Annotated in this window: 16 protein-coding genes; 1 reads left to right on the top strand and 15 read right to left on the bottom strand. The window is 32.8% G+C overall.

Annotated elements, in window-relative coordinates; all coding sequences use genetic code 11:
- Nucleotides 1-33: 33 nt before the first annotated feature.
- From U6A24_RS14600 to U6A24_RS14545, 12 genes are all read right to left on the bottom strand, one after another.
- Nucleotides 34-789, bottom strand: coding sequence for an SDR family NAD(P)-dependent oxidoreductase (locus U6A24_RS14600; protein WP_324180730.1), 756 nt, complete (start codon nt 787-789; stop codon nt 34-36).
- A gap of 87 nt (nt 790-876) precedes the next feature.
- A complete protein-coding gene (locus U6A24_RS14595) occupies nt 877-1,758 on the bottom strand; it encodes an AraC family transcriptional regulator (protein WP_324180729.1) in 882 nt (293 codons plus the stop codon).
- Nucleotides 1,759-1,826: 68 nt separating this feature from the next.
- On the bottom strand, nt 1,827-2,282 hold the full coding sequence (locus tag U6A24_RS14590; RefSeq protein ID WP_324180728.1) for an SRPBCC domain-containing protein: 456 nt from the start codon (nt 2,280-2,282) through the stop codon (nt 1,827-1,829).
- Complete coding sequence (locus tag U6A24_RS14585; RefSeq protein ID WP_324180727.1) at nt 2,275-2,613, bottom strand: ArsR/SmtB family transcription factor; 339 nt, start codon at nt 2,611-2,613, stop codon at nt 2,275-2,277. The genes U6A24_RS14590 and U6A24_RS14585 overlap by 8 nt, the downstream gene beginning before the upstream one ends.
- 173 nt (nt 2,614-2,786) lie before the next feature.
- Nucleotides 2,787-3,341 carry a dihydrofolate reductase family protein gene (locus U6A24_RS14580; protein ID WP_324180726.1) on the bottom strand — a complete coding sequence of 185 codons (555 nt, stop codon included), beginning with the start codon at nt 3,339-3,341 and terminating at the stop codon, nt 2,787-2,789.
- A 142-nt stretch (nt 3,342-3,483) separates the two neighbouring features.
- On the bottom strand, nt 3,484-4,065 hold the full coding sequence (locus U6A24_RS14575) for a TetR/AcrR family transcriptional regulator (protein ID WP_324180725.1): 582 nt from the start codon (nt 4,063-4,065) through the stop codon (nt 3,484-3,486).
- A 68-nt stretch (nt 4,066-4,133) separates the two neighbouring features.
- Nucleotides 4,134-4,598, bottom strand: coding sequence for an antibiotic biosynthesis monooxygenase family protein (locus U6A24_RS14570; RefSeq protein WP_324180724.1), 465 nt, complete (start codon nt 4,596-4,598; stop codon nt 4,134-4,136).
- Nucleotides 4,599-4,807: 209 nt separating this feature from the next.
- Nucleotides 4,808-5,647, bottom strand: a complete 840-nt coding sequence (locus U6A24_RS14565; protein ID WP_324180723.1) for a cupin domain-containing protein — start codon at nt 5,645-5,647, stop codon at nt 4,808-4,810.
- A gap of 95 nt (nt 5,648-5,742) precedes the next feature.
- Nucleotides 5,743-6,465, bottom strand: a complete 723-nt coding sequence (locus tag U6A24_RS14560; RefSeq protein ID WP_324180722.1) for a LytR/AlgR family response regulator transcription factor — start codon at nt 6,463-6,465, stop codon at nt 5,743-5,745.
- Nucleotides 6,466-6,674: 209 nt separating this feature from the next.
- Nucleotides 6,675-7,016 carry a hypothetical protein gene (locus U6A24_RS14555; RefSeq protein WP_324180721.1) on the bottom strand — a complete coding sequence of 114 codons (342 nt, stop codon included), beginning with the start codon at nt 7,014-7,016 and terminating at the stop codon, nt 6,675-6,677.
- A 7-nt stretch (nt 7,017-7,023) separates the two neighbouring features.
- Entirely contained in the window at nt 7,024-7,437 is a 414-nt protein-coding gene (locus U6A24_RS14550; protein ID WP_324180720.1) for a VOC family protein, read from the bottom strand.
- A gap of 130 nt (nt 7,438-7,567) precedes the next feature.
- Nucleotides 7,568-8,476: an NAD(P)/FAD-dependent oxidoreductase gene (locus U6A24_RS14545; RefSeq protein ID WP_324180719.1), complete on the bottom strand. Its 909-nt coding sequence runs from the start codon at nt 8,474-8,476 to the stop codon at nt 7,568-7,570.
- 114 nt (nt 8,477-8,590) lie between these two features.
- Here U6A24_RS14545 and U6A24_RS14540 point away from each other — a divergent pair, with 114 nt between their 5' ends.
- On the top strand, nt 8,591-8,965 hold the full coding sequence (locus U6A24_RS14540) for a Fur family transcriptional regulator (protein WP_324180718.1): 375 nt from the start codon (nt 8,591-8,593) through the stop codon (nt 8,963-8,965).
- Between the two features lie 41 nt (nt 8,966-9,006).
- On the opposite strand, the gene U6A24_RS14535 is transcribed toward U6A24_RS14540, so the two are convergent.
- The 3 genes from U6A24_RS14535 to U6A24_RS14525 form a co-directional block, all read right to left on the bottom strand.
- Nucleotides 9,007-9,840 (bottom strand): GNAT family N-acetyltransferase, encoded by an 834-nt coding sequence (locus U6A24_RS14535; RefSeq protein ID WP_324180717.1) that lies wholly within the window; start codon nt 9,838-9,840, stop codon nt 9,007-9,009.
- A gap of 26 nt (nt 9,841-9,866) precedes the next feature.
- A complete protein-coding gene (locus U6A24_RS14530; protein WP_324180716.1) occupies nt 9,867-10,307 on the bottom strand; it encodes a hypothetical protein in 441 nt (146 codons plus the stop codon).
- Between the two features lie 224 nt (nt 10,308-10,531).
- Nucleotides 10,532-11,578 carry a S41 family peptidase gene (locus U6A24_RS14525; protein ID WP_324180715.1) on the bottom strand — a complete coding sequence of 349 codons (1,047 nt, stop codon included), beginning with the start codon at nt 11,576-11,578 and terminating at the stop codon, nt 10,532-10,534.
- Nucleotides 11,579-11,593 lie beyond the last annotated feature (15 nt).

Below are 11,593 nucleotides of genomic sequence, written 5' to 3'. Positions count from 1 at the left end.
TAACTTAATATAAATCCTTTTGTGTGATAATTTTTAGTTTCTACCTGCCATTACACCGCCATCAATATCCCAAATGGCCCCAGTTACCCATGAACTGTTATCGGTAAGCAGGAAATGAATCGTTTTTGCTATATCTTCAGCTCTTCCAACACGTCCAATAGGATGAAAATCATTAAAGCTTTGTAAGGTTTCTTCGATTTTGGTTTCTTCTATAAAAGCTCCGTAAATAGGAGTGACAACTACAGCTGGTGATACGGCATTTACTCGAATGTTATACTGGGCCAATTCCATTGCCAAATGTTGTGTTAACGAATGCAATCCTGCTTTGGCCATAGAGTATGCCGATGAGGGAGTAGCTTTAATAGCCTGCTTTGCCCACATAGACCCTATATTAACTATAGCGCCGCCTTCATTTTTAATTAAAATCTTAGATGCTTCTTGTGTAATAAAAAAGAACGCGCGGTTAAAGTTATGGTAGAGATCATACTCCTCTTCGGTATGCTCTAAAAAAGGTTTCGGACTAAAATACCCTGCAGCATTTACCAAATATTTTAATCTAGGTGCAAGTTCACTTAATTGTAATGTAAAATCTTTTATGGCAGTAGTGTCGTTAAGATCAAGTGCAATGGTAACTACTTTACCTAATTCAGATAGGTTTTTTTGTGCCTTAGTAAGTTTGGGAGTGTCTCTTCCGATTAAAATAACTTCAATCCCATCTTTTAATAAAAGTTCTGCCGTGGCTTTTCCCATTCCGGTAGTACCACCTATGATTAAGGCTTGATTACTCATTTTTTATTGTTTTAAGAATTAATACTGAAGCAAATTTCGGTGCATTTTCTTTTTAGAAATGGTAATCCAGAAACTGAAAATGGTAATCTAGAGATGCGTTTTCTGAAACGCTTTTGGAGTAAGTCCGGTTCCCTTTTTAAAATACTTTGTAAAATATGTAGGGTCTTCAAATCCTAGACTGTATGCAATCTCTTTGATGGATATTTTTTGATTCGACAATAAACGTTTTGCTTCCAAAATCTTACTCTCTTTTATAATGTTTGCTGGGGTGTCAAGAAGAATGTTTTTACTTATTGTAGTTAATGTTTTTGCATTAGTACCCAGTTTATGCGCATAGTCATCAATACTATAAAATGCATCTATCTGATCAAAAATCAATTTTTTAAAATTCACGGCAAGCTTATAATCTTTGGCTACATTGAAATCAATATTTGCCTCTTTTTGGCGCAGTCTTTCGATTTGAAATAAGATATTTTGAAAGTAGTGATACACTTGCTCTTTGTAATAGAGATCTTTAAATCGGATTTCAGATTCTATAAAAGAAGTAAGCAATCTAACCTTGTTGGTATCTGCTGTAGAAAGTTTGATATACCGGCTACCAATTTCATTAAAAATAGAAGCCAAAAAGCGTTCCATAATACCTTGTTGGTATTTATTAATAAATACATCGTTAAAATGAAATAGGTGCCCCTCATTGGCGGCATTATTGCAGAAATAATGGATTTGATTTTTATTTATGAAGAAAATAGAATTTTCGGGATGATCCAGTATTTCATAATCTACATAATGTCGACCTGCTTTTTTGAACCATATAATTTGGTAAAAGCTATGACGATGCGGTACCGATGCATGTTTTTGATTTTTTTCAAAGTAGGGTTTGGCATCATTGATCTCAAAATGCAATTTTGAGTAGTCATCTTTATGCAAATCATACCTTTTTATAGTTTCCATATAAGTGGGTGCTGCCATTATGTAATAAATCTAATGTACTATAAATGTTACCTTATGTTATTAAAGTCGTTTTCCTTCTTAACTATTTACAAGGTCTTTTCAACGAGATACTCGTTTAATCTTTCAAAAGTTGATCCCCAGCCATTATAGAACCCCATTTCTTCTTGCTGTTTGCAATATTCCTCGGTTGCATGCACTACATGAAAAGTAAAATTGGTTTTATTACCATTTTTTTTCAGTAGTATCTGTAATTCTACTCCTTCTGTCATAGGTTTAAAATCTGCTGATGTACGAATTTTTTCGAATTCAATGATTTCAAGATAGACTCCATTGGCAATAAAATCACTACCATCTGGCATTTTCATTGAATACTTCCAGCTACCTCCAACTTCAAAATTATGGGCTATCACTTCTGTTTTCATCCCTTTTGGGCCCCACCATTGGGCAATATGCTCAGGTTGTGTCCAGGCTTCCCAAACAAGTTCTATTGGGGCATCAAATGTTCTTTCCAGAGTCAAAGTTCGGTTGTTAAGATTACTCATTTTTGTCTCGTTTTTTGTGTTGTAATTGTAATTGATTTAAATAAACTTCAAAGGAATCTAATTTATCTTCCCAAAGTGTTTGATATTGTTCTATCCATAAGAAAGCGGGTATAAGGCTTTTGGGACGAATCAAGCAATATCGTTCTCTTCCTTTTTGGTGAATATCGATGATACCACATTCTTTCAAAATTTTTAAATGTTTTGAAATAGCAGGACGACTCACTTCAAATTTTTTGGCCACTTCATTTACAGATAATGCTTGTGCCGATAAAAGTTTGATAATATCCCTGCGAACAGGGTCTGCTATTGCCTGAAAAACATCTCTTCGCATGTTTATATGTTACCGATTGGTTACTAATTTAAGTGTAATCATTTGGTTACGCAAGGTTGTGTCGATTTTTAACAAAACTTTTTAGAATATACTTGTGGATATGAGAGCTATTTTTCTCTACTTTCTTTATTGATAATAGTGCTTCATATTTTACCGTCGTAGTTCATTCTTTCCTATTCCTTTTTTACTTCATACCATAATTCTACCATACCATCTTTATAAGCCGTAACATCTTTTAGATGTAATCTACTTTCTTGTTCAACGTAGTCAAAAAATAATATTCCATCTCCCAAAATAACCGGCATAATAGATACAATGATTTCATCAACCAATTTGGCGCGAATAAAATCTTTGGCAAGTATTGCACCGCCTACCATCCATATACTTTTGTACTTTGGTTTAAGTTGATGGTTTATAAGTTCATCAAGGTCTCCAGAATAGAATTCGACGTTTTTTTTATCTGCTTTTAGATTTCTGTGAGTTAATACAATTACAGGCATACTGCCATAGGGCCAACCTAGTTTTAGAGCATGTTCGTATGTTTTCGATCCCATGACATAACAATCGATGGTCGCAATAAATTTTTCTATATCTTCCTGACTTAATGTTACCCCTTTGCCATAATTATCAGTAGATTGAAGCCATGAAACATCATCGTCTTTTTTGGCTATAAAACCATCAAGACTAGAAACCATATGTAGGGTAACTTTAGAAGCGCTTGTTGTCATTTTATAAGTAGAATAATGAGTTATGATTCAGTTATAATTCACATACACATGAGTTGTTTGTGTATAAGATACCAAAAAATCATCTTACACTGCAACTATAGGGTGTATGAATGGTGTTTTAGGTTTTTGTAATAATAAAGACTTAATCCAAAATCGTAAGGGCACTTAGTACCATTTCTTTTAACTCTTTGCTAGAACCGCTAGTACGATTTAATACTTTGATGTCATTATTTAAGGTGAAAAGAAATAGGGCTAGTGATCTTAGATCCTTTTTATTTGATATTTCTCCATTTTCAACGCCTGTTTTTAGATGATCATAAAAAAGATCAACAAACATTTTTTGATTTTCCTGGATAATAGATGTAATTACTTCGTGGTGTGCAGTAAGTTCGGTGGTCGTATTTACTACAAAACAACCTTTTTTGTTTTTATCGGATACTGACTCTTCGGTAATAGAAAGAAAAAGCTTTTTGAATCCTTCTTTTACCGAATTTTGACTATATAGAAATGTTTTTAAACTGTTTAAAGATGTTTTTCTATACTGAGCAAAGGCTTTTAAAAAAAGCTGCATTTTATCGCCATAAGTATCATAAATACTAGCTCTATTAATCCCAAGATTCGTAACGAGATCTTGCATAGAAGTCGCATAAAATCCTTTTTCCCAAAAAAGAAACATTGCTTTTTCCAGAATTTCATTTTCGTCGAATGACTTGATTCTTGGCATAATCTTATATACAGAGCAGGTCGACATATTAGTGGAACCTGCTCTTTTTAAATATCGAATTGTTTATCTTACTTTTTATTACTTGCCAAATTTACCGAAGTTACATCATACGGGTGATAATCCGGTGTTGAATTACTAAATACTTCTAGCATATTCGGAGCTTTACCCGTTTCTATAAGTTTTACAGCTTCTTGCAAAGAAACACTGTCCTTCCATTGTGCATAGACGATGACATGCTCGCTATCAAGGCTTTTGTGGATATTGGCAGAAATGAAACCTTTTTGGTAACGCATGGTTTCAGTCATTCCTTTATTAAGTAATTTTATTATTTTTTCTTGTTGACCTTCTTTGGGTGTGATTACATTAATTACGGTTAGAATTTCGTGATCTGCATTGATAATAGCGTTAGATTCTTTGTGATTAAACGCTGTGATAGTTTCATTTTTGTTTTTGATACCAAAGCTCACAATGGTAGCGGTAATGATTATTGCGGTTAGGCTGAATAAAGCTTTTTGGATTACAATAGTTTTCATTTTTCTTATTGTTTAAATTAATATTTATATTGGAACGATTGTTCTGATATAGATCAAAAAAAATTGAATTCGATTACAGATGTATTATAGTAGAACAATCGTTCCAAAATATTGACTTGTAATTAACATATGCTTGTGGTTTATAAGTTTTTCTATTTAAATGTAACAACGAACCTTTCTCAAAAGAAAGGTTCGTTGTTACAAATCTATTATGCCCCTTTACCAAACATGATGAGGACTACTTCTACAACTTCGTCCTTATCGTTCCACCATTTATGGGCTACATTTGCAGGAATAAATACTGTATTTCCTTCTGCAACTGTGATTCTTTTACCGTCTACTTTACCTTCGATCGTCCCTTTTATCGTTACGCCTAACATTGGAAAAGGTGCGGCTTGTTCTCTAGCATCATCACGGACCTTTTCTCCTGGTAATATTCGGTACCAGGCAGTGCGCAGCCCTTTCTCATAATAGAAAACAGTAAAATTTGAGCCATGTGCCTTTCTCGTGGTTCCTTCACGAAATGGAATTATCTCTGGGAACCCTTTGGTCCAAAAATGAAATGAGAAAGCATTCAACTTACTATCATCATCTGGGGAAGGAGTAAAACCTTCCATTTCCCAAACGCTCATAGGAGTATAATCACCAGAAAATGCCTTACCTTGTGCAGTTAGAGCGTTAATTTCACGATTATAAATTGCTTTTAAAGTTTCGAACTCAATTTTGTAAACATAGGTTGGATTGGTTGGAAGTCCTTTTTTAAGAACTACTTCCCATTCATTTGACAATTTCTTTCCGGTCACTATTACAGACCAAGTACCATAATCAGGCACTTCTATTCCTACGGTACGAACTTCAGATGCGAAACGATCACTTTTATAATCATTTACATAGGATACAATAATCTCCTCAGCTTCATTATACGAAACATATTCTATTTGATTGGATAGTTTCTTTTTATTAAAGTCTCTAGAGGTTACTCCAGCAATTATATTACTTGTAAGTAAGCAATGTATTACAATTACAATTGTGTTTTTGAATGTTTTCATTTGATTAATGATTTTAAATTTTTAGTAAACAAATGAATTCATTAAAAACCATAAAACTTAGATTTTATGTGGGCTTTGTGGAGAAAATGTAAATTTTAGTGGTGAATATGCAGGAGTTCATTAATTTGCTCCGCATATTTTTTGGATACAGGGATTTCATCAAGGTATTTTTGAAGTAAGATACTCATGCTTCGACTATTTATTTTATGGATTTCAAAGTACTGGATATTGATTAGGTATTTTCTATGACACCTATATATTGGGGATACCGGATTCACAATTTGTGATTCTATGTTTTTTAAACTCGACCGAAATACTTTCTTTTTTCTCTTTCCTTCTTTTTCTAGATGTATATCTACATAATTGTCATCGCTTACAATGTACATGATTTCATTTAAGTTAAGTTGAAGAGGTTTTGCATTGGGCGCAGAAATGGAATATCTTTCATTAGAGGATAAAAGGGAAAACTGCTTGCGATTGAAATAGCTAAAAACTCCTAATGCGAAAAATGATACGGTCACAGCTATCACTAAAACTCGACCAATTACAAAAAAATACTCTGTCCAGGTAAAATCCTTAAAGCCACCTAAAAAGCTTTTATACAAAAAGATAACAGCACCAACAAACAAAATGACCCACGTGTACCATATAATTGCTTTTCCTAAGGTCCAATTTGTAAAACATCTTGGTGCGATATATGGAATAAGAAACTCAATAAAGAAAATAGATAAGAAAAAAACAATACCTAGACTAAATAAGATAAGATCAACGTACCATTCTCCTGTCTGGTTTTCGATATTAAAAGGTTTAAATAGCAAAATAAAAACACTACAAACCACACTAATCAAAAATAGCCAAAATACACTTTTGCGTTTCCTTTTAGGTCTGGGGAATGGTGTACGTAAAAAAATGTTGTTTTTTATATAACGTTGTAAGCCACACATATTACAGGAATTCTTATCTAATTTTATACTAAAGTAAAAAGTTATTATTAGTATAAGCGAAATGACTTTTGCACATTTCTCTTTTATTCTTTACCTGACAGTGGAGCAATAGTAGTAATACAGCTTGCTACTTTATTGTCGACAACTGTAATGATTTTTGAGATTCTAGTTTTAACGTTGGTTACCGAATCAATTCCTTCATATACGAGAGCTCCTTTATTATTGGTTACCACAAAATCGAGTAAATTGATTTCTTTCCAGGGGTTTCCTTTTTTCATCATTTCAATTAATTGATCTGCAGATTCTGTCTTAAAAATTCCTGCATCTAATTTAAAATAATCTTTCATATACCTTCTTGTAACGTCCCAATCAGAATGACTTTGCCAGGATTTCCAATAACTCATTATAATTTCTTCTATACTCATTTGTGTTTTATTTGTAAAACTCTTTTTTATTTACCTTCAGGGTTGTTAATTCGACAGTGTGACCATCCGGATCTTTGGTATATATAGAGTCAAAATAGTGATGGTTCTGGATCTGAAATTCCAGCCCTAATTCGATATACTTGTTTTTGACTTTTTCAAAGTTTTCATTGGTTACATTAAATGCAAAATGATCAATTTTTATGTTTTTTGAATTAAGATTAATAGGTTCATCATTTTGATTTGCAGGAAACAAAGCAACTCCACTTTTTTCAGACAACATAAAAACCGGAAATTCGCCCCATTCTTTTAATTTATATTTTCTTAAACCTAATACTTTTTGGTACCAATTTGCAGATAGTTCTATATCCTTTACCCGAATAGCCACATGATCCAAAAAATCTATTTTAAAATCATTTTTCATCTAGTACATTGCTTAGTTTTTTGTGTATACAATATACTGAATCGGAAAGGAAAAGATTAAAATTTTCTCTTTAATTCTGCTGTATCAATCACTAATACGTATTCCTATTTAATCCTTTTCTAGGTTTATTCTAAAAGTTTTCGTTGGTAAGTTCCATATTGATCGTGGCACCTACCATGTTTCCAGAAGCGACAGCATTGGCTACAGAACGCATCCTTGAGCAATTGTCTCCACAAGCATATACACCATTGACAGTCGTTTTGTATGTCATATCGGTTTGTATGTAGCCATGTTCTGTTAATGCGCAACCCAATAATTGAGGTATCTCAGAATTCTGCTCAAATGTAAGAGCGGCATAGGCGGCATCGTAATTTTCTCTACTGTTATCTTTGAAAACTATGTTTTCAATGTTCCCGTTTACATGTTCTATTTCTGAAATTTCTTTTTCAATAACTTTTATATTATGTTTCTTAAGTTTTGAAATTTGTTCTTCGGTAAAATCTGCTTCCCCTGAAGTTAAGATAGTGAGATTGTCAGTTAGGTTGTTGATTAATGAGGCTAAGTGAAACGCTTTTTCTCCGTTGGCAATGATTCCCGTTTTTTTCTTTCGTATTTCGTAGCCATGACAATAGGGACAATGGACAACAGAAATACCCCAACAATCTGAAAAGCCCCTAATTTCTGGCATGATATCCTTTATTCCTGTAGCAAAAATTATTTTTTTTGCAGTATACTCTTTTCCGGATTTTGTGAGGATAAGAAAACTTTCATCCATTTTCTGCCCCTTAATTACAGCATCTTTAAGAAATTGGATAGTCTCATACTTTAAAACTTGTGATCTGGCTTCCGAAGAAATTTTACTTGGTTTTGCGCCGTCTTGCGTTATAAAATTATGAGAATGAGGTGTTTGTCTATTACAAGGTAAGCCACTGTCAATTATTAATACATTGCGCAGCGAACGACCCAATGACATCGCAGCCGAAAGCCCTGCATAACTGCCACCAACTATTACTACTTCGAAATTATTTGAGTTAATCATATTAATTAATTTTATTAATGCGATTTTGTCGCATTAGATGATTTTACAAATATACTATCTTTTTATATTAATGCAATTCTGTTGCATTAAGTTAATTTAACTTAACTTTGTAACATGAAACGAAGAAATACTCCAACAAAAGACGCGGTACTATCTGTTTTGAAATCGTCTACCAAAGCAATGAGCCAGGATGCAATTCAAGATAAAATAAGTATTGAGATTAATAGGGCTACGATTTATAGAGTATTGAATCGTTTCTGTAATGATGGGATATTGCACCGTATCGTAGCTGAGGATGGAAAACAATACTTTGCTTTGTGCGCAAAATGTGGTGAAGATCAAAAACCACAACATCATTTTCATTTTCGGTGTATTAATTGTGAAACTATAGAATGTTTGCCTGCACCAGTACATTTCTCTATAGAAACGGGGTACCAAGTAGCGCATGTAAACTGTGTACTAACAGGAGTGTGCAAGGATTGTTCCTAAGTATGATGATTTAACCAACTCAAAAAGCCTAATTAGTTTTTTTATCTAAGGCTTAATTCCATTTCATATTGGTCGATTGGATTTTCTAATCCAATGGAAGTTAGATAATCAATTTTTTCTTTAAGTCGTTCATCAACATTATTAATTTTAATTTTACTTGATTTTTCTTTAATTGCTGAAAAAAGTCTATCCCAACCACCATTTTTATTTTGTAATAAACCAAATTGGGCCAAATAATGAGCATTCGTATTTACTATAAAAAATGATTCTGACACCTCGTTATTTATGACATGATAGAATTTGTAGGTTCCCTCTAAGATTGTTTCTTTTTGATTATCCCAGGAATATAATTCTTGATTGGGTAAATTTTTCCAAACTATATTTTTTAGATCTACCTCTTTTAACTCAACTTGATGGGGATTCTCAATTTTTATAACTCCGTTAAAGCATTTGTATTCTTTAGAAATATCGAATCCAATACTCTTGTAAGCACGAATAGCAATTTCGTTTTTTGTAATCACTTCGAGTGTGCTTTTTTCAATACTATTTTGTTTTAAGTCCCTAAGGGCATAGTCATAAATTGACTTTACAATTCTTTTTCCTCGGTATTTAGGAATGACTCCCGTCCCTGTATTAAAAGCCGTTAATATGCCATTTCTATAATCGACAGCATGAATTATAAACCCTACTAGTTTTTCTTCGTCAAACATTCCGTATGAAAGGTTGAAATCTACCTTGGCAGCTTTCCATCTTTGTTCATAATAGTTTTTGTCGGTTGGCATTTTAACATAATAGTTTTCAAATGCCAACAGGAAGCAACTTAATAGTTCGTCAAATGGTACGTTTGATAACTTTTTTACGGTCATTTTTGTCATGGGTACATTGTTAAAAGTATGCTTTGTTATTTACAGTTGTCCTTTACTTTTTCTAATGCCTTTGGAAATATTTTTTTCATAAATTCAAGATGCTCATCCAGTACGTCAATTTCGACAGAAAGTGTTATACCTTCCTTCCCTTCACTTAATGTATAAACTTCGGTCGTTCCAGACCATTTTTTTGTTTCGTGGTCCAAGGGCTGTTCTTTTCCATTTATTACATTTCCAATATGTTGAAACTTCATAATTTTGTTTGGAATATGTGTTTGGATGATGCTGTAGATACCATTTTGATCGGGAGAAAGAAATAACACTTTGCTACCTTCTTCCCAATTATCTGTAATAGCATAAGAACCTTCAAAGAATACACTTGTCCAATCACGATAGGAGTCTTTGTCCCACAGTGCTTCCCAAATCTTGGTTTTTTCGGCCTCAATATCAATTGAAAATTGTAATCTGTTGATCATTACTTTGTTATTTAAAATGATTTTATTCGAGATCCAAAAAGAATAGTAGCAGATTTAACATACGAACTATTCCGTTATTAAGATGGATTATAAATATAAAAAAAGTGATGTTGGGTTGAGTGTCAGAAGTGTTATTTTTTTATTTTTTGGCAGGTACTTTATACAATATTCAATGTGTTGGGTAAGTTCCTGTTTCTCTATGTTTTTTTGTTCACTGCTCACGGTTATTGTTTTGAGTTGATAAATTCCATAGCCATAATAATGTTCTTATCCTTTGCTAGGTTTTCAAAATTATGTTGTTTAATAACTTCTATATCAGGAATAATGGTTTTAGTAAATTTTGCAGATCTATCTGTTCCATAGCTTTCAGTAATTGCAGCCTTTGTATTATATGGTAACTCGTACAAGTCATTTGCAGTCGTATTCCCATGACTTTCTTCTCCAATCACAATCGTATTTTTACGGCCTCTAAAACCTAAAATTACAAATTCTCCTGCACTGTTTGTCATAATTCCTGATATTAGAGCGACAGGAACCTGTGATTTTGGTTTTAAGTTTGGTTTTATAGCCGTATTTATTTTATGATTTTTATATAAAGTACCATTATGCATACTGGTAAGGATTTTTACATGTTTATCAATATCTAGCGATAGGTGAGTGGTTCCATTTCCTAATAAATGATACAATCCGGCAAGCATTACATTAGAATTACCACCAATGTTTAAGCGAAGATCAATTATCCAGCCTTTAATGTTGTGGGATTGATCTATTTTTGTAATGGCATCATAAATTTTTTGCCCCGCTTGATCTAACTCTTCTCGGGTAGCATCCTTTAATAGCATTCCTGGTATAAAAACGTAACCGTATTCCTTCTCAATTACCTTTGCTTCAAAGGATTTTCCATTTTCATAAGCGTCTGCAAGGCTTTGATTAAATTGGTCATGAGATAATTGTTTGCCAAGCGTACTTTTATACCAATCTTTTTCAGAAAACAGAAGTAAATGATTTCCGTTAATGGTATCAAAAAGTTTTACTGAAATTTTTAAAGACTCTTCAAAGGATCTGCTTTTTAATGCCTTCTTTTTTATGTAAGGTTTCAAACCTAACCAATCTATATCTTTGGTATACAAATAGTTCTCTTCTAGCGCTTCAAATAATTTGTTATAAAACGTATTAATACTGTCTCTAACTGTTACATGTTCGTTTTGGCTGTGAGCACTTAACGAGAAAAATAAAAAACATAATGTAGTACCTGCAAAAATTGATTTCATGATATTATTTTTTTA

Origin of the sequence: Aquimarina gracilis (assembly GCF_035285365.1) — a bacterium.
Lineage (GTDB): Bacteria > Bacteroidota > Bacteroidia > Flavobacteriales > Flavobacteriaceae > Aquimarina > Aquimarina gracilis.
Note: the sequence above shows the minus strand (reverse complement) of the source record. Positions and strands in the feature narration are given on the sequence as shown.